Annotated in this window: 17 protein-coding genes and 1 riboswitch; of the genes, 5 read left to right on the forward strand and 12 right to left on the reverse strand. The window is 43.0% G+C overall.

Annotation, left to right across the window (positions count from 1 at the left end):
* Positions 1-151: 151 nt before the first annotated feature.
* Both J2Z48_RS11475 and J2Z48_RS11480 read left to right on the forward strand, forming a co-directional pair.
* Positions 152-1531: a helix-turn-helix domain-containing protein gene (locus J2Z48_RS11475; RefSeq protein WP_307253661.1), complete on the forward strand. Its 1380-nt coding sequence runs from the start codon at positions 152-154 to the stop codon at positions 1529-1531.
* A 308-nt stretch (positions 1532-1839) separates the two neighbouring features.
* On the forward strand, positions 1840-2148 hold the full coding sequence (locus J2Z48_RS11480) for a hypothetical protein (RefSeq protein ID WP_307253662.1): 309 nt from the start codon (positions 1840-1842) through the stop codon (positions 2146-2148).
* 157 nt (positions 2149-2305) lie between these two features.
* On the opposite strand, the gene J2Z48_RS11485 is transcribed toward J2Z48_RS11480, so the two are convergent.
* The 3 genes from J2Z48_RS11485 to J2Z48_RS11495 form a co-directional block, all read right to left on the reverse strand.
* Complete coding sequence (locus tag J2Z48_RS11485) at positions 2306-2815, reverse strand: hypothetical protein (RefSeq protein WP_307253664.1); 510 nt, start codon at positions 2813-2815, stop codon at positions 2306-2308.
* A 96-nt stretch (positions 2816-2911) separates the two neighbouring features.
* Positions 2912-3541, reverse strand: a complete 630-nt coding sequence (locus tag J2Z48_RS11490; RefSeq protein ID WP_307253665.1) for an acetylglutamate kinase — start codon at positions 3539-3541, stop codon at positions 2912-2914.
* Positions 3542-3647: 106 nt separating this feature from the next.
* On the reverse strand, positions 3648-4493 hold the full coding sequence (locus J2Z48_RS11495) for an SDR family NAD(P)-dependent oxidoreductase (RefSeq protein ID WP_307253666.1): 846 nt from the start codon (positions 4491-4493) through the stop codon (positions 3648-3650).
* A 155-nt stretch (positions 4494-4648) separates the two neighbouring features.
* Between J2Z48_RS11495 and J2Z48_RS11500 the strand changes: the two genes are divergently transcribed.
* From J2Z48_RS11500 to J2Z48_RS11510, 3 genes are all read left to right on the forward strand, one after another.
* Positions 4649-5023 carry a MerR family transcriptional regulator gene (locus J2Z48_RS11500; RefSeq protein WP_307253704.1) on the forward strand — a complete coding sequence of 125 codons (375 nt, stop codon included), beginning with the start codon at positions 4649-4651 and terminating at the stop codon, positions 5021-5023.
* A 279-nt stretch (positions 5024-5302) separates the two neighbouring features.
* On the forward strand, positions 5303-5794 hold the full coding sequence (locus J2Z48_RS11505; RefSeq protein WP_307253667.1) for a SpaA isopeptide-forming pilin-related protein: 492 nt from the start codon (positions 5303-5305) through the stop codon (positions 5792-5794).
* 196 nt (positions 5795-5990) lie between these two features.
* A complete protein-coding gene (locus J2Z48_RS11510; RefSeq protein WP_307253668.1) occupies positions 5991-6539 on the forward strand; it encodes a VanZ family protein in 549 nt (182 codons plus the stop codon).
* On the opposite strand, the gene kdpDN is transcribed toward J2Z48_RS11510, so the two are convergent.
* The 9 genes from kdpDN to J2Z48_RS11550 form a co-directional block, all read right to left on the reverse strand.
* Positions 6486-7628, reverse strand: coding sequence for a KdpD-like non-kinase potassium sensor (gene kdpDN, locus J2Z48_RS11515; protein ID WP_307253669.1), 1143 nt, complete (start codon positions 7626-7628; stop codon positions 6486-6488). The genes J2Z48_RS11510 and kdpDN overlap by 54 nt on opposite strands.
* A gap of 4 nt (positions 7629-7632) precedes the next feature.
* Entirely contained in the window at positions 7633-8199 is a 567-nt protein-coding gene (gene kdpC, locus J2Z48_RS11520) for a potassium-transporting ATPase subunit KdpC (RefSeq protein ID WP_307253672.1), read from the reverse strand.
* Positions 8200-8219: 20 nt separating this feature from the next.
* Positions 8220-10256, reverse strand: coding sequence for a potassium-transporting ATPase subunit KdpB (kdpB, locus tag J2Z48_RS11525; RefSeq protein ID WP_307253674.1), 2037 nt, complete (start codon positions 10254-10256; stop codon positions 8220-8222).
* 19 nt (positions 10257-10275) lie between these two features.
* Entirely contained in the window at positions 10276-11961 is a 1686-nt protein-coding gene (kdpA, locus tag J2Z48_RS11530; RefSeq protein WP_307253676.1) for a potassium-transporting ATPase subunit KdpA, read from the reverse strand.
* Positions 11962-11989: 28 nt separating this feature from the next.
* On the reverse strand, positions 11990-12073 hold the full coding sequence (gene kdpF / locus J2Z48_RS15765; protein WP_370872929.1) for a K(+)-transporting ATPase subunit F: 84 nt from the start codon (positions 12071-12073) through the stop codon (positions 11990-11992).
* A gap of 116 nt (positions 12074-12189) precedes the next feature.
* Positions 12190-12349, reverse strand: a riboswitch (cyclic di-AMP (ydaO/yuaA leader).
* A gap of 203 nt (positions 12350-12552) precedes the next feature.
* On the reverse strand, positions 12553-13734 hold the full coding sequence (locus J2Z48_RS11535) for a NupC/NupG family nucleoside CNT transporter (RefSeq protein WP_307253678.1): 1182 nt from the start codon (positions 13732-13734) through the stop codon (positions 12553-12555).
* Positions 13735-13878: 144 nt separating this feature from the next.
* Entirely contained in the window at positions 13879-14997 is a 1119-nt protein-coding gene (locus J2Z48_RS11540; protein WP_307253680.1) for a M20/M25/M40 family metallo-hydrolase, read from the reverse strand.
* 70 nt (positions 14998-15067) lie between these two features.
* Entirely contained in the window at positions 15068-16087 is a 1020-nt protein-coding gene (locus J2Z48_RS11545) for an alpha/beta hydrolase (protein ID WP_307253682.1), read from the reverse strand.
* Between the two features lie 147 nt (positions 16088-16234).
* The coding region (locus J2Z48_RS11550) for a collagen-like domain-containing protein (RefSeq protein WP_503128546.1) at positions 16235-18028 on the reverse strand (1794 nt) is incomplete at its 5' end.

Consider the following 18028-nt stretch of genomic DNA (forward strand, 5'->3'; position numbering starts at 1 on the left):
AACCTTACCTATGGATATTTTCTATTTATGTTCTATAAATCGCTCAAATCATATCTAATAAAAAAATTATTCATTTCTTAGAATGAACAATTTGATTTTTCTAAATAGATTTGTAAAATGGTACTAGGACAACCTCGAATGGAGTGATTTTATGTCGGTTAAAGTAGAAGGGCATTTGATTCAATTAGAAGACGACATCATTCGGTACGTGTTAAAGCGGCGACGAGTTAGAGAGTTAGATATGAAAATGGATGATCTATTTGACCATACGATTTCAAAGGGTTCCATAAGCAATATAGAGAAAGCAAGAGGAAAAGTGAGTGCGAAAACACTTGAGATCTATCTGGAAAAGCTGGGCTTAAAAGAATCAGATGTACTCGAATTAGCAGAGAAGGCAAGGGCTGAAATAAAGGAGGTTTATTATCAACTGGAAGCGATTGAAACCATTATCGAGTTTGGTGACTTGAAATCCGCAAAAGAACAGTTAGATAAAATGGATTTCGAAGAATATCATCCACTTACTCCTTTTACTTTATATCTACGTGGACGGATTTTTTATGAGGAGAGAAAGTTAGAGCGCGCTGAAAAACAGTTGGAATTGGCAATCAAACTATGTACAGAGCGATATAACTTGAATCCAAAAGATAATATTATTGCTTCTTGCTTCTCTGAATTGTCAAAATGTAGATATGTAAATGGAGATTTACATCAGGCGATTAAATACGTCAATGATGGTCTAGAGACCTATGATGCAAATAAGAAAGGAGAAGGGGTCAAATATCAGCTACTAGGGAATAAGGTAATGTATCTGCTGAAATTGTCACGTAATGATGAAGCCTCAAAGATATTGGATACAATCTGGTCCGAAGTATCTAATTTAGACCAGAACTATGGTGACTATCCAATACTAAACATTTATAAATTTAGATCCACCATCTTACGGAATCAAAATTTATTCACAGATGCTCTCCAATGTTGTGATCGAGGACTACAGATCGCTCGGACTCATCGTAATCAAAAAAATCATTATCTCGACTTTCTTATTATTTCAGGTAGTATTTTCTTGTTACAGAAGGATTTTACGAAAGCATTTGATCGATTTATGCTAGTCCTTAATTCAGACAAGGAATTCAAGTCTCCACGTAGACATATTGATTCTCATACCTATCTCGGCATTTTCTACATTGCTCATCAAGACTGGGAAAAAGCAACCAAACATCTAGAGGAAGCCCTCCAGATCGGAAGAAAACATACAGATGCATTTCGCATGGCAAAAACTCTAATTGTGAGAGGGAATGTCCACTATTATCAAGGTCAATTTATGGAAGCTCTCGTATATTATAAAGAAGCGTCTCGAATCGCTGAAGAACATGGATATAAGCAACGTCAATATACAGCCTTATTGAAATCGGCGGATTGTTTTGATAATATGAAAGAAGAAATTGAGCTAGGATATTATTTGATACGTTTGTACCGTCTTCAAAAAGAACTTAATATTCGGAGCGAGGAGGAAGTTTATGAAGTCCTTTAGTACTAACACCCATTCATTTTTGTTGATTGGTGATGATGATGATACTGAGTAGTTTAGCAACTATCGCTTCTTCTAAAGAGAGAAATATCAAATTGAGGAGGAAGTTTATGAAGTCCTTTAGTGCTAACGTCCCTGCCTTTTTATCGGTTGGCGATGACGACGATGATGATGAGTAACAGCGATTATTGGAAAAATCGTCTGTTAATACCTACAAATCCTGTATTAGTGAGAAGGTGCTACCCCTAGAGAGTAGCACCTTTGCCATGTCATCTTCATAACAGATATTTCTTATAATTAAGGAGGAAAATATGCGAAAGTGTGATGTGAAACTTGTAGAAGATCATGACGGCGAGTTTTGGAAAGCAAAGATTAAAGTGGATGGAGTTATCAAACGAACGTTGTATATGGGCAATAAATATATTATCAAGCCTCGCAATCCCCTCACCAAACGGAATAGGGATCGGATTGTAACCATCCGAAAATTTGTTCCTGATAATTATGACAAAAATATTCAAGCATATGTATCGGTAAAGTTTCTTGATAATAATTCTGTAGGCAGAGCAAAATTTTGTGAACTTGAAGAAATTGCACCAAATAGCACATCAGACATTGATTGAATTGGGATAGTTTAAGGTAGTCCACTTTGGGTTCTGGGACATGCTATCTCTTGTACTTCTCATTTATATCAATCGGTACCAAACCCTCATTTTTATCATAGAAAAAAGCATCTCTGGTGTTAGATTCCGTACCTAACACCAGAGATGCACTTCACCCTCACATTGCACTTTCTAACACGTTTGTCTTCTTATGCACTTCCTCTAATGCAGTCTGCAAGTCATTGATATCTAAGTGGCGAATTTGATAACTCTCTTGGTTAAAACGCACTTCTACCGAGTCGACGATCTTATGAGTGCTCCATAGCCATTTTATATTCTCTTCTAGATCGTGGATACAACTAGTAAAGTTATACCCGTGGTAATGAACTCCTACTGTTGGATGACTGGTCTCATGCAGTATTTTGACATAGAAGTCAACCGCTCTCGGTGGGTAGCCTAATTCTAAACCCAGTAATCGATGTTGCTCCGAATCGGTGGAATGAAGATACTGACTTAGGAATCGCTCTTTTTGACCTTCAGACTGAAAAAACATCCAGAAATTCTCACACTCATTCCATGCTGGGTGTTTTTTCAATGCTGGAATGAGCTCTGATTGAGAAAGCATGTCCAAATTTTCATAAGCTGAGGGCTTCACACCTTCCAGGAAGGCTTCATAGGAAGACACCATTATGACCACTCCTAGGATCATTTTACAGAATAGTATAACAAAAAGTGCTACCCGTAGAGAGTAGCACCTTTGCTATGTCATTCTCATCATCCCTATTTAAAATCTCTCAGGAAATTGCTTCTCAATGGCTTTTGTCATTTGATCCGCCATCATTAATGCTTCGTGTTCGATTTGATCATACAATTGGATACCGCCTTGATAATCCTTATTTAGAATCGATTCAGCTTCTGCTTTCGTTAAAGAGAGATGTCTGTAGAACATTTTTTGAAATTCTTTTTTCGGTAAATATGGGAGGGCTTTCGTTAAAAACTTAATAATGTCGTCTGCATTGGCATACCATTTTCGTTCGGCTATGGCTACATCTAACTTATCTCCTGCTTTTGCTGCTCTAACCAAATCTGCGGCAATGACCAAATGGTCTTTTATCAATTCGCTAAATTTTCTTGCCACTCTGTCGCCGTATAAGGATTCTAACGCATTCCCCATATCTTGAGCATTTCTAAGAAGTCGTGCGAGAACAAATTTCGTATCGGGTAAATTAAGCAGAATACTAATGATAGCCATTCTGGTCCAAACAACATGTTGCGCCCATAGGGTACGCATGCCATTGCTTAGATTGATTCGATTCTGATGATCCCTTATGGGAACATGTTCGTATTCATATACTTCTTTACCTTCATAATGAGGATCGTAAGGAAAATGATTGGGTTGCCAATAATGGTACATAACATAACCATCCTTCCACTTCGTTATATATCACAATATGACAGACACCAGTCTAGAGTTCGGGCGCTCTCTTTTCGTAGAAGAACTGTTGAAATCAGGACTGCGTTTAAGAAAGAAATTCTTGTTCGTAAATCGTCTGAACCCTTTCCAAAACTTCCCTCGCTTGGTCACTAAACTTTAATCCCGTAACCCGACCTTTTAGTAGAAAAACGCCCGTCTCGTTACGATGCTTTCCCAGTGCCCCTTCATATAATTGGCCCGCACCATGAGTAGGAGGTGAGTAAAAGAACTTCATTAATGCTTCAATGAAGATAGGCAATCCGGATTTTCTTCCTTTTCGTAATGTATTATTGCCTCCTGGGTCCACACTGCGAATTTGGATGCCGTCCTTGGCAAGTTGTGGTGCGATGGCCCCTGTCCATAATGAGAGTGCCAGCTTGGATGTGGCGTAAGGACCGAGCAGTTTCCGAAACGTTCTAGGGCGCTCTAGTGTTTCGATCGTAAACTCCTTCGCAAATTGTATCGCGGCAGAAGAAGTATTAATCACCGTTTTGAAGTGACCGTTTTGTAAAAGTCCCTTTAATTCCATCACGATGATGTATGGAACGACTGCCATCAGCTCATAATGGCTTTCGCGCCCTTGTTTAGAATAGCTTAGTTCATTGAAGCTCCTACCGGCGTTGTTAAACAAAATATCGATTCGTTGCTCCGTCCCTTTAATCTCTTCTAGCACTCTCCTCAAGCTGACATAATCAGCAAGGTCCTTCGTTTTATAGATTCGAAGTGATCCGTTTTTGATCTCTTTTTGGATTTCCACATCTGCTGAGAAGTCGGAACGGTTTAAAGCTACCACCTGCCAGTTTTCCGACAATAATTTCCGAGTTAATTCCAATCCAATTCCGGCGTTTGCACCCGTAATGAGTGCAATATTTTCGTGCTGACTTGTTCTCATCCTAATTCCTCCTTGTTATGTGCACAGTGTATAACTTGGAGTCAACTTCAAGTCAAGATGGGAAAACACACATTTTTTCTAAAGAGAAAGGATTGACTTGGAGCCAACTCCAAGATGTATAATGCACAAAAACAAGGCTTCGGAGGAACAGAATGATGACGACAGAGTCTACTTTTACGATCAAGCAAACCGCTGATCAGACGGGCGTTTCGAAGGATACGATTCGTTATTATGAAAAGATCGCATTATTGCCTCGTGCAGATCGACAGGATAACGGACATCGCATCTATCGGCAAAAGGACATTGATACGATCCAGTTAATTACCTGCATGAAAAAAACAGGGATGTCACTAGAGGAAATGCGGCCGTTTTTAGCAGTTCCCACCGATACGGATCCAGCAGAATTTCCGGAGTTAGTGGAGAGCTTAAAAAGCCACAGGGAGAATGTCATTAGCCAAATTTCCTCGTTGCAAAAAGTGGTTGATTTTATCGACATGAAGTTAGAGAAAGGAAAATATCGCCTAGACTGATCAGATCAAGACTAGAATGGTGTGTCGGAGAAAAATCGGAAAAGAACATAACGAATCCCCCTCGTTGAGATAAAGTTATATTTAAGTTCATAAACATCATATTTTAAAAGCAGGATATTCCGCCTCACATGTAGCAATTATTATTTAGAGAGTAAAAATATTTACATGAGAGGCGGTATTTGCAATGAAATAAACAAACTTTTAATTCGCAACAACCTTCAAACAAAAGACCATATTCTTAGAGAGGCTCATAGGAGCGATCCCATAGGAGGAATTTCAATGAAGCGCACGATTCAATTTTTATCTATGTTCGTTTTAGTAGGATCTTTGATTTTTGGTGGAGTATCGAATGCTACACATGTAGCGAATGCAAGTTCAACCTATAAGGTAGAAACAGGAACCTTAGAAATTACGGTGTTCGGCAAAGATTGGAGATACTCACCTAGTGATCCTTCGGGTTTTGAGTATTTTCTAACCAAGTTGTCGAATGTGGAATTTACGATTTATAAGGACGGGAAAGAGTATACAAAGCAAAGAACAAATCAAGATGGAAAAATGAATCTTCAACTTCCTGTTGGTTCTTACAAGTTTACCCAAACAACTGCCTATCCAAATTATCCAAAATACCCTCCATATCCAGAGTTTCCATTTGCAACCTTTTTCCCTGATAAAAGCGAGTTCTCCGTCAGGATCGATAAGGGAAGAGTAGCCAGCTATAAAGTGTACAATGAGCCTATCTCATCGGAGATATATGGGATTAATCCATGGTAATCCCTAAAATGCATCTCAATTAGAACAAAAAACAGACTCATCTAGAGAAGCTTCTATTCTCTCTAGATGAGTCTGTTTTTTGTTTAAGGTACCTTTACATGTTACATAATAAAATCTTTATCTGAAATTGATATGATCTTTATCTCATCTTTGTTTCTCTGGCTTATAATCTCCTAGATTTAAGGAGTGATTTTATATGTTGATTCATTTTAAGTGGTTCTATCTTATTCCGATTTTCCTCATACATTTCATGATACGTAGAAAGCAAGTTCCAGTGAAAAGATTCATACTGGAAATGATCTTTCTCTTTTACTTAGCTCTCTTAGTTTGTGTTACTCTATTTCCTATTCCCATATTCATGCCAGAAGGACAAATAAGTTGGGTTGCTGGATTTAATTTTATTCCCTTTTCTACGATCGAAACATACACGGGTCGGAATAGCTTCTGGAAGCAAATCGGGGGAAATATTGCTCTATTCGCCCCATTTGGTTTCTTGATTCCTCTCATCTGGGCGAAAATAAACCGATTCATCAAAACAGCTGGATTAGCTTTATGCTTAAGTGTACTCATCGAACTATTGCAGATGTTAGGGAATGAACTATCCGGATGGAGACTTCGTGTCATCGATATAGACGATGTGATCTTAAATGTAACAGGAGCGTGTATCGGATATATTTTGTTGCGATTGACTTTATGGATTTTTAGAGGATCGATCCGACACAATCAAAACATCCACATACTGTAGTTGTTGCATGATTATGTTAATGATAGAGCCTTTCCAGATTTCTTCCCATCTGGTACGTGCCGACATCCCCATGATAATTTGGTTAATCTTATGTTCACGGCAAACTTCTACCATTTGCTGAGCTACCTTTCTTGATCTTGCCTTTTGGACGAGAAACGTAGCCCCAAACTGCTCGGCGAGTTGCTTCCATTCTTCGATCGATTTTGAATCAGATTTGTGCGAGCGGATATGAAGGATGTAAAGCTCTGCATTTAAACGATTCGCTATGCGGGAGCCCCGGCGAATCAACTTTTCGGCATTAGGACCGTACTGGATACAAACTAAGATTTTCTCGTGTACACCAGACGGTTCTTCAATTCCAAGTTCTGTTCTCTCTCTTTCTAAACGTAAATCAATGTCATCCGCTACTTCCCGTAAAGATAACTCTCGCAGTGCAACCAGATTTCCCCTACGAAAAAAATTGTTAAGAGATTGCTGGATTTTATCCTTGCTATATACGTTGCCTTCTTGAATCCGAGACCGTAGTGTTTCGGGACTCACATCCACAACTTCCACTTCATCAGCTTCACGTAACATAGAGTCAGGGACTCGTTCGTTTACTTGAATCCCTGTAATTTGCCCAACAATATCTCGGACACTCTCTAAATGCTGGATATTCATAGCGGTCCAGACGTGGATGCCGGCTTCTAGTATCTCGTGAATATCTTCATACCGCTTCTTGTTTTTCGATCCGGGCACGTTGGTATGAGCTAGCTCATCAACAATGACCACGTCTGGATTACGCTTGATAATCGAGTCTACATCTAGCTCTTGAAGCTCTTTTCCTTTGTAACGAATCGTTTGCTTCGGGATGATATCTAGGTCTTTGATTTCAGCGGCGGTGGTCGTACGTCCATGTGTTTCGACCAAACCAACCACGATGTCTATCCCTTTGGCCCTGTGGTCATGTGCGTCTCGTAGCATGTGAAACGTCTTTCCAACACCAGGAGCCGCCCCAATGTAAATTTTGAGGCGACCCTTCTTCATTTTCTCGATCTTTTGTAAGATTTCTTCTGGAGTTAAACGCTTATACTCTCTATCATTCTGCATTCAATCACGCCTTAGCTTGGATCAGCTTATGCAGATCCAGATTTAACTTGAATACGTTGACTCGCGGTTCTCCAAACACACCAAGGGCTCGGCCCTCCACATGCTTCTTCAGTAGGTCTTCTAATTGTTGATTGGACAAGCCAGTTGCTTTCGCCACAGCTGGGATTTGAAAGCGAGCGGCTTCTGGGCTAATATGTGGATCTAATCCAGACCCAGAGTTCGTGATTAAGTCTAGTGGAACATCGCCTACTGACTTCCCTGGATTTTGTGCTAGCCACTTATCTGCTTCTTCCTTCGTTCTTTTGATCATTTCCTCGTTAGAAGGGGCGTAGTTTGGGGTGCCGGATGCAGCTCCGTCATATTTGATCGAAGAAATACGCCCATGGAAATACTGTGGACCTTCGAACGATTGCCCGATTAACTCGGAACCGATTGCTTGTTTTTGGTCATTATAAACCATGCTCCCATTGGCTTGATGTGGGAAAATGAGCTGAGAGATCCCCGTCATAGCGAGAGGATAACCCAGGCCCAACACGACGATCATAACTACAGCTAAACGAATACCTTTCATCTCACAATTCCTCCTATGTGTTATACAAACAATCCGACGGCAAGGTCGATTAGCTTAATCCCAATAAACGGAGCGATCACGCCACCTAAACCGTAAATGAGTAAATTACGACGTAATAGCGCTGCAGCTGGCATCGGCTTATATGCAATTCCCTTCATCGCTAGAGGAATCAGCAAGGGAATAATAATCGCGTTAAAAATTAAAGCTGACAAAATCGCACTCGTAGGCGAATTCAGATTCATGAAGTTTAATGCTTCCATCTGTGGAATCGCCACGGTAAACATAGCTGGTAAGATCGCAAAGTATTTAGCAATATCGTTAGCAATACTGAAAGTTGTTAACGCTCCTCGTGTCATCAATAGCTGCTTCCCGATGGACACGACTTCGATGATTTTCGTGGGATCAGAGTCCAAGTCCACCATATTGGCCGCTTCCTTCGCCGCGATCGTTCCACTATTCATTGCGAGCCCTACATCTGCCTGAGCTAGAGCAGGTGCGTCATTGGTACCATCACCTGTCATCGCTACTAATTTCCCTTGTGCTTGTTCGTCGCGGATTACTCGAATTTTATCTTCTGGTGTACTTTCGGCAATAAAGTCGTCTACCCCTGCTTCTTTGGCAATCGTGGCCGCAGTCAGAGGATTGTCCCCTGTACACATGATGGTTTTAATCCCCATTTTGCGTAACTCGTCAAATCTCTCTTTCATACCCGGTTTTACAGTGTCTTTCAAATAGATAAGCCCAACGATTTTATTCCCGACTGAAACGCCAAGTGGCGTACCACCTAGCCCAGCGATTTGATCGCTTTTTTCTTTTAGATCAGCCGGAACTTCTCCTCCTAATTCTTGAACATATTTCTGGATCGAATCTACAGCACCTTTGCGATAAATGACACCATTTGCATCCATACCACTCATTCGGGTTTCCGCTGCAAAGGGGATAAATTCTGCTTGCTCATAAGGAGCAGGATCTACTGTAAACCCTTGACTTTTAGAGAGCTCTAAAACGGAACGCCCCTCGGGAGTCTCATCTTTTAACGAAGATAGTACCGCCGCTCCTCTTGCTTCTGACTCTGTAGCAGAACCAACTGGGGTAAACTGTGCGGCCATCCGGTTCCCAAAAGTAATCGTTCCTGTTTTATCGAGAATCATCGTGTTAATATCGCCTGCCGCTTCGACCGCTTTGCCAGACATGGCGAGGACATTAAACCGGGTTACCCGATCCATCCCCGCAATCCCGATGGCCGAAAGAAGTCCACCAATCGTGGTAGGGATCAAACAGACAAGTAACGCAATCAACGTAGCAATCTGTAAATGAACGCCTACATAGCCAGCAATCGGCAATAAGGTAACGACGACCATGAGGAACGTTAACGTCAAGGTAATCAACAACGTGTTTAGAGCAAGTTCATTCGGTGTTTTTTGACGAGATGCTCCTTCGACTAAGGAAATCATCTTATCCAGGAATGATTCACCAGGATCAGCTGTAATTCGTATTTTGATCGAATCACTCACTACCTTCGTCCCGCCTGTGACAGAGCTAAAGTCGCCACCTGCTTCTTTAATCACTGGTGCTGATTCCCCTGTGATCGCAGATTCATCAATCGAAGCTAATCCCTCGATGATCTCTCCATCTCCGGGAACCAAGTCCCCTGTTTCGACTACTACCACATCGCCTTTTCGTAATTCAGTAGATGAAACCTTCTCGATTTCACCTTTCTCATTCACTCGTTTTGCTACAGTATCTGCCTTGGTTTTTTTCAGAGAATCTGCCTGCGCCTTCCCTCTACCTTCGGCAAGTGCTTCGGCAAAGTTGGCAAATAAAATCGTGAAAAATAGAATGACAAACACCGCAATGGTGTAGCCCATCTGATTTTGTATTCCAAAATAACCCGGCATCAGAATCATCAACAGAGTAATGAAGGTCCCTACTTCTACCACAAACATGACCGGATTTCGCATCATGATAAGTGGGTTCAATTTTTTAAAGCTATCTCGTAACGCTTGACGAACAATCGGTCCTTGAAACATCGATTGATTTTTCGTTTGCGAATTCATTTTGTAATTTCTCTCCCTTTTAACGAATAGACAAAAACTCTGCAATCGGACCTAGAACGAGGACGGGGAAAAAGGTAAGAGCCCCTATGATCAGCACCGTTCCGATCAGAATCGCCCCGAACGTTGCATTGTCAGTACGGAATGTGCCGATCGTCTCAGGTACGGGTTGCTTTTGTGTTAATGAACCGGCTACCGCCAACAAAGCAATGATCGAAATATAACGTCCGAGTATCATCACAATCCCGGTAGAGATATTCCAAAAAGGTGTATTATCTCCTAATCCTTCAAATCCTGAACCGTTATTCGCTCCCGCTGATGTAAACTCATATATTACTTGCGAGATCCCATGGAAGCCTCCGTTACTGATCGCATCTGTTCCTAAATGAGTCATAAAGGCAATGGCAGATGGACCTAGGATAATAAGCGGATGAATCAACAAAGCGATCACAATCAACTTCATTTCACGTGGCTCGATTTTCCGTCCTAAAAATTCGGGTGTACGACCTACCATGAGTCCCGCTAGGAAAACCGCTAGAATCGCGTACATCAATAGATTGACAAAACCAGTACCTTCTCCGCCAAACACATTGTTTAACATCATTAGTCCAAATGGAACGAGGCTACCGATTGGCGTAAGTGTATCGTGCATATTATTCACAGTACCTGTGGTGGCCGCAGTGGTTAATGCAGTAAAGAAACTGGAAAGTGGGATCCCAAATCGCACTTCTTTTCCTTCCATGCTACCTTGAGCCGAAGAAAATCCTAGCTTATTTAACGCCGGGTTCCCTGCTTGTTCGGCACAATAAATCACGGTAAGAACAATAAGGAAAATCGCCATCATCGATCCGAACAAAACCCAACCTTGTTTCCGATTCTTCACCATCAATCCATAGGTGATAAGGAGAGCAGCAGGAATGCACCACATGGCTAAGATTTGAAGAATGTTCGTGATAGCATTTGGATTCTCAAACGGATGAGCCGAGTTGACTCCAAAGAATCCTCCACCATTTGTCCCGATATGCTTAATCGATTCCAGAGAAGCTACTGGTCCCATCGCAATCGTCTGTGCTTTTCCTTCCAATGTCGTAATGGTTGTACTTGCGTCCAATGTTTGGGGGACACCGAATGCAACGAGTAATATCGTCAAAATCACAGAAAGCGGTAGCAACACACGAACATTTGCCCTGATGTAGTCTTGATAGAAATTCCCGATGGTTTTCCCTTTGCTCGATAAAGCTCGAATGACGGCAATCGCCACCGCTAAACCCGTTGCCGCAGAGGTAAACATCATCATCGTCACGAATATCATTTGCGTTAAAATCGTGAGACCCGACTCACCACTGTAATGTTGCAAATCCGTATTTGTCATAAAGCTAATCGCTGTATTAAAAGAGAGAGTTGATTCCATATTGGAAATCTTACCTGGGTTTAGAGGTAAGAAATTCTGAACTCGTAATACTACGTAAGAAATCCCTAACAGCGCCGCATTCGCTAAGATTAAGGAAAGAGCATACTTTTTCCAGCCCGTCTCCTCCCGACTTTGAATCCCCGCTACCCGATAGATAAATTTTTCAAAAGGGGCGAAGAATCGGTCTAGCTTAGTCTCTTCCCTCGAAAACGCCAGTTGTAAATATTTTGCTAATGGTATCGCAATCACAAATAGTAAAATCAAGATAAGCAGAAACTGTAAAGTAGCATTTCCCATTGTGCAAAAATCCTCCCATTGGTTATCGTTAAAACTTCTCCGGATAAAGTAAGGCATAGACTAGATAGATAAAAATCGCGAGTGTAACAGCACACATAAACCAGATCACCATTTACCGCCTCCACACTTAAAATCGTTTATTTTCTCAGTTATTCCATATTTTTTTGCACGCAAAAAGCCAACAGGTGGTTATCCTGTTGGCTTTAATCTAATACCCACAATAAATAACCCCCCTCTCACTACGCTTACGAGGTTAGCTGACGGATTCGGGTGCTGAGAGTCACCCTACTCATCAAATAGGCATCATTTGATAAGATTCACCCCATGTGGTCTTTAATCAACCACAGTTGGTTCCCCCGTTCCCATTGGAATTCAGCGATTATAGGGAAAAGATGTTTTTATATGAAATTGAACTAATCTTACTCCCGTAGCAAGCGACTGTACAGACGCATTTCAGGCGAAAAATAGGCATATGATCCTCGTTATCGTTCATATTAGCGCTTACATGAAGAGTTTTCTTTTCTAATCTTCATTTCTCTACTTAAAAAAGCATCCTATCTAGGCGTATCTAGACAGAATGCTCTTCGTTCCCTACAAAAACAATCCAACAATCGTACCCGATAAAATCGAGGCTAAGGTAGAACCGTACAATAGTTTTAAACCAAACTTCGCTACTTCATCCCCCTTCTTCTCATTCAACGCCTTAATCGCACCGGTAATAATCCCGATCGAGCTAAAGTTGGCGAAGCTAACCAGGAAGACGGAGACGATTCCGACGGTTTTAGCAGATAGTTGTTTGGACACATTTTGGAAGTCAAGCATGGCCACAAACTCATTGGTTACTAGTTTAGTCGCCATCACACTCCCAGCTCTCACTGCTTCATTGAAAGGCACTCCCATCAAGAAAGCAATCGGTGCAAAGATATAACCAAGTATGGTTTGGAACGAAATATGGAAGATAAATGAAAACAGGAAGTTAATGAAGTTGATCAAAGCAATGTACCCAAGCAACATCGCAGCCACAATAATCGCCACTTTAAACCCATCCATAATGCTCTCGCTAATGGTTTGAAAGAGGTTAAGCTTCTCCGCTGATTGCTCAATCGCTAAATCGTCCTCATCTCCCAGGTCATAAGGGTTAATGAGATTGGCAATGATGAGTGCGGAAAAAATATTGATGATAATCGCCACAACCACATATTTCGGCTCCACCATCGTCATATATGCCCCTACGATCGCGATACTAACGGCGCTCATCGCCGAGGTACATAACGTGTAAAGACGACGCTTAGATACTAAACCGAGCTGTTTCTTAGTGGTCAGGAACACTTCGGATTGTCCCAATATCGCGGAAGAAACGGCTACATAGTTCTCTAATTTTCCCATGCCATTTATCTTACTTAAGCCGAGTCCGATCATCCGAATGATAAACGGCAATATGTGATAATGACTTAAGATCCCGATCAATACCGAGATAAAGACAATCGGCAGTAGTACATCAAGAAAAAAGGTAGATGCTCCATTGTTCTCTAACCCACCGAATACAAAATCGACACCACTAATCCCAAGCACCACTAACTTGTGAAATGCTTGGGAAAAACCAGACACAATGGTAATCCCTATTTTTGTACTCAGCATAAAAAAGGTAAGAATCCCTTCTACCACTAACATCGCAATAATAGGCTTCAGTTTAATATCTCTTCGATTATTGCTGGCTATATAGCCTAACACAAAAACCAAAAGTAAACCTGTAAGGAAAAAAAACACACTCATATTTTCGTCTCCTGTTTCATTGTGATTAGCGTTATTTTTCCAAAGAAAGATGGGTTCATACACCCTTTCTTCCTTTTCTCAAACAAAAGAAAAAGCCCCTGCATAATCTGGGGGTTTTTTCATGAAACGGAATCTATTTTTATCTTATTCAGCACATTCCTGTGCAACTGCTACAAATAACTCAGCGGCTTTGTTGAGCTCTGCGATCGGCATATGCTCCTCGGTGGTATGTATTTTCTTATATCCGATTCCAAAGTTGACAGTTGGAATACCGTATCCAGCTATCACGTTGGCATCACTACCACCGCCGCTTCCACCAATCGCTGGCGTACGACCAATCCGTTTCACAGCCGTAACTGCTTTTTGGACAACTAGATCTTTTTCTGTGAAAGAAAATCCTGGGTAGAGGACATTGGTTTCCACATCAGCTGTCGCACCGAAGTCAGCGGCCGCGGACTGGAATCCTTGTACCATTTTTTCTACTTGTTGCTGAAGCTTTTCTTCATTACGGCTTCGAGCCTCAGCTAGGATTTCCACGTATTCTGTCACGATGTTAGTTGCAGTACCTCCGTGGAAGCTACCAATGTTTGCTGTCGTCTCTTCATCAATCCGTCCTAGCGGCATACGAGAGATGGCACGACTAGCTACTTGAATGGCACTAATACCCGCTTCCGGATTTACTCCTGCATGCGCCGCACGACCGTGGATGCGAGCGAGGATCTTCACTTGGGATGGAGCGCTCACGATGATCTCTCCTACTGGTCCATTGGAGTCTAAAGCAAAGCCGAAATCTGCTTTTACGTATTGTCGTTCTAAGTGGCGAGCACCCACTAATCCGGATTCTTCTCCGATCGTTAGAACCAATTGAATCGTACCGTGAGCGATTTTCTGCTCCTTCAGCACCCGAATACCTTCTAAGATGGCTGCAAGACCCGCTTTATCGTCACTGCCCAGAATCGTTGTTCCATCAGAATAGATATGATCATCTTTGATAATCGGCTTGATGCCTTTTCCTGGAGTAACGGTATCCATATGGGAAGTAAAATAAATCGTAGGAGCATCTTCCACAGTACCTTTTAGCGTAGCAATGAGGTTTCCCGCACCATACTTTGTCACAGCTGCTGAGCCATCTTCCACTACATCTAGTCCAAGATCGGTTAGCTTCTGTTTCAACAGGTCACAAATCGCACGTTCGTCCCCTGTTTCGCTGTCCACTTGTACAAGTTCAATAAATTCATCAAGTATTCTTTGTTGGTTAATCATAATGGACTTCCTCTCCTCGTCAAGGGTATGCGTATATTGTAACACCGTTTTCGGATTTATACAGAAAGGTTCATCTCTTTTTACTTAAAAATTCTAGAACTTGGTTAAAGGTTTTTTGTCCTGCTGGAGTATTCATTTTAAATTGAAATTCATGAACTAACTCACCAAACTCTTTTTTATCAAAGAAAAGAGCATCTACATATACCCCTTTACTCTGTAATGCCGCAGCTAGTTCTCTCCCTTGATCTTCAAATGATCCCTTATTCCCATCGGTAATAAAGGAAGGGGGGAATTTTTCGGTAACATGATTTAAAACAGCTGCTATTTTTACTTCCGGTAACCCTTCCCAATCTTTTCTACCCAAGTATGCCCATCCCGTGGTACGCAAGAAGTCCTGTATGTTTTTACTGGTTTCCATCTTAGCTAGATTCGGCATATTATACGGACCACAAAAAAGCAACACGCCCTTAATCGTAGCCGGATCCACGACTGCATCAATCTTGTTTAGCTTTTCATACTCTTTTGATGTCTGAATGTTAACGAACTGGCTTGATATCTGGGCACCAGCAGAGTCTCCGGCAAAATAAACCCGATCTAAGTTTAGTTCATATTTCTTATCATTTTTCTTCATGTATTCATATGCTTCACCTAGTTGAAGGACAGGGGTAGGATATTTTCTTTTTGGGGCTAGGGCATAGTTGATATTCACCACAGTATAACCATGGGAGGCCAATTCTACCGCATATCCAGTAATATTCGATTTATCCCCTCCTACAAACCCTCCACCATGGACCCAAAAAATAGTCGGGGTTTCCCTTGTTCGATTTTTTGGATAGATGATATCTAATTGACCATCTGGAAACTTGGACTGATAATCGATATCCTTAACGATTGTCGTTTTATTTTCAGCATCTCCATGTACTGCGGATGGGGCGAATACGCCACCTTCAAATGCTCTTTTAATCAAAAATGATTTTGGAACGGGAGAAAGGTTCCAATAACTAATCCCGGCAATGGCTAGTCCTATTATAGTGATGAACGTGATAAGCATCCTTTTTTTCCATGTTCCCCTGAGCTTGATTGTTTTCATTTGTATGTAACTCCACTCTTTGATTAATGATGTACTCTTAGTAAGAGAGTATAACCCATTTGTCTTGAAAAAATTGAAACCAGCCTGCAAATCGAACTCTCGATTTACAGGCTGGTTCTGTATAAGGATAAAGCGATATTTTGTACCCTAGGTCAATCGATGCACGGACCAAACGGTACCTGCAGGCAAGGTAGGATCTCCACCTAGATCTAAGTTCACAATTAATCCGTCTGCGATGTAAAAAATTGCAATTTGATCTCCCGCATTCAGTTCAAAGTCTCCTACTAATGTAACAGAAGCATTCCCCAGAATCGCTCTTAAGGTTAATAGCAATGCAATGTTAACATTTAACAGAGGGAACAAGCCAGACACCAAAGTTGTCGGGGTTGGAGCCGTTCTTTGAATAGCAAAGGCCGGATTAACACCTGCACCAAGTGATACAGTAAGAGCTACTGTTGTTGTATAACTTATAACCGCCTTCATAGAGTACCTTCCAGATACTGGAACCGTATACACTCCGGTGACTGGATTGAAGCTGCTTCCAAAATAGTATGGAGGACCTGGCGCTACCCAGCCAGATAATACAGTACTCGCGGCAGTATTCGTACCAGTAGGACGGAAAACAGAGAACCCTTCTGTTGCAAAATTAGGACCTGTTGGTCCGGTCAAGCCAGTTTGACCTGTTGGGCCGGTAGCTCCGGTTGGACCAGTAGCTCCAGTTGCACCGGTGGCTCCGGTTGCACCGGTGGCTCCGGTTGCACCGGTGGCTCCGGTTGGGCCGGTGGCTCCGGTTGGGCCGGTGGCTCCAGTTGCACCGGTGGCTCCCGTTGGGCCGGTAGCTCCAGTTGCACCGGTGGCTCCGGTTGGACCTTGGGGTCCAGTATCTCCTTGTGGACCGGTTACTCCAGTGGCTCCGGTATTTGCTGCTGAACCGGGAACTCCCGTCGGACCTTGGGGTCCAGTATCTCCTTGTGGACCGGTTACTCCGGTGGCTCCGGTATTTGCTGCTGAGCCGGGGACTCCCGTCGGACCTTGAGGTCCAGTGCCTCCCTGTGGACCTGTTATACCAGTGGCTCCTGTCTCTCCTATTCCGGTAGCTCCCGTTGGACCCGTTTCTCCTAGTGGACCGGTGGCTCCCGTTGGACCCGTTTCTCCAGTAGCTCCAGCAAATCCTGAGGCTCCCGTTGGACCTGTTGGGCCGGTTTCTCCTGTGGCTCCGGCAAATCCTGAGGCTCCCGTTGGACCTGTTGGGCCGGTTTCTCCTGTGGCTCCGGCAAATCCTGAGGCTCCCGTTGGACCCGTTTCTCCAGTAGCTCCAGCAAATCCTGAGGCTCCCGTTGGACCTGTTGGGCCGGTTTCTCCCGTGGCTCCGGCAAATCCTGAGGCTCCCGTTGGACCTTGGGGTCCAGTGTCTCCTTGTGGACCTGTTATTCCAGTGGCTCCCGTATTTGCTGCTGAGCCGGGAACTCCCGTCGGACCTTGGGGTCCAGTGTCTCCTTGTGGACCTGTTATTCCAGTGGCTCCCGTATTTGCTGCTGAGCCGGGAACTCCCGTCGGACCTTGAGGTCCAGTTCCTCCCTGTGGACCTGTTAGACCAGTGGCTCCTGTCTCTCCTATTCCGGTAGCTCCCGTTGGACCCGTTTCTCCTAGTGGACCGGTGGCTCCTGTTGGACCGGTTTCTCCAGAAGCTCCGGCAAACCCTGAGGCTCCTGTCGGACCTGTTGGACCGATATCTCCCGTAGCTCCGGCAAACCCTGAGGCTCCTGTCGGACCCGTTGGACCGATATCTCCTGTGGCTCCGGCAAATCCTGAGGCTCCTGTCGGACCCGTTGGACCGATATCTCCCGTGGCTCCGGCAAATCCTGAGGCTCCTGTCGGACCCGTTGGACCGATATCTCCTGTGGCTCCGGCAAATCCTGAGGCTCCTGTCGGACCCGTTGG

The sequence above is a fragment of the Croceifilum oryzae genome, from assembly GCF_030814315.1.
Taxonomy (GTDB): Bacteria; Bacillota; Bacilli; order Thermoactinomycetales; family Thermoactinomycetaceae; genus Baia; species Baia oryzae.

Bases quoted from the DNA above. Each gene is read 5' to 3' on its own strand.
- kdpB (WP_307253674.1), bottom strand. From the start codon at position 10,256: ATGAATTCGCAAACGAAAAATCAATCGATGTTTCAAGGACCGATTGTT.
- J2Z48_RS11495 (WP_307253666.1), bottom strand. From the start codon at position 4,493: ATGAGAACAAGTCAGCACGAAAATATTGCACTCATTACGGGTGCAAAC.
- J2Z48_RS11500 (WP_307253704.1), top strand. From the start codon at position 4,649: ATGACGACAGAGTCTACTTTTACGATCAAGCAAACCGCTGATCAGACG.
- J2Z48_RS11505 (WP_307253667.1), top strand. From the start codon at position 5,303: ATGAAGCGCACGATTCAATTTTTATCTATGTTCGTTTTAGTAGGATCT.
- J2Z48_RS11490 (WP_307253665.1), bottom strand. From the start codon at position 3,541: ATGTACCATTATTGGCAACCCAATCATTTTCCTTACGATCCTCATTAT.
- J2Z48_RS11480 (WP_307253662.1), top strand. From the start codon at position 1,840: ATGCGAAAGTGTGATGTGAAACTTGTAGAAGATCATGACGGCGAGTTT.
- J2Z48_RS11510 (WP_307253668.1), top strand. From the start codon at position 5,991: ATGTTGATTCATTTTAAGTGGTTCTATCTTATTCCGATTTTCCTCATA.
- kdpA (WP_307253676.1), bottom strand. From the start codon at position 11,961: ATGGGAAATGCTACTTTACAGTTTCTGCTTATCTTGATTTTACTATTT.
- J2Z48_RS11475 (WP_307253661.1), top strand. From the start codon at position 152: ATGTCGGTTAAAGTAGAAGGGCATTTGATTCAATTAGAAGACGACATC.
- J2Z48_RS11535 (WP_307253678.1), bottom strand. From the start codon at position 13,734: ATGAGTGTGTTTTTTTTCCTTACAGGTTTACTTTTGGTTTTTGTGTTA.
- J2Z48_RS11485 (WP_307253664.1), bottom strand. From the start codon at position 2,815: ATGGTGTCTTCCTATGAAGCCTTCCTGGAAGGTGTGAAGCCCTCAGCT.
- J2Z48_RS11545 (WP_307253682.1), bottom strand. From the start codon at position 16,087: ATGAAAACAATCAAGCTCAGGGGAACATGGAAAAAAAGGATGCTTATC.
- kdpC (WP_307253672.1), bottom strand. From the start codon at position 8,199: ATGAAAGGTATTCGTTTAGCTGTAGTTATGATCGTCGTGTTGGGCCTG.
- J2Z48_RS11540 (WP_307253680.1), bottom strand. From the start codon at position 14,997: ATGATTAACCAACAAAGAATACTTGATGAATTTATTGAACTTGTACAA.
- kdpDN (WP_307253669.1), bottom strand. From the start codon at position 7,628: ATGCAGAATGATAGAGAGTATAAGCGTTTAACTCCAGAAGAAATCTTA.
- kdpF (WP_370872929.1), bottom strand. From the start codon at position 12,073: ATGGTGATCTGGTTTATGTGTGCTGTTACACTCGCGATTTTTATCTAT.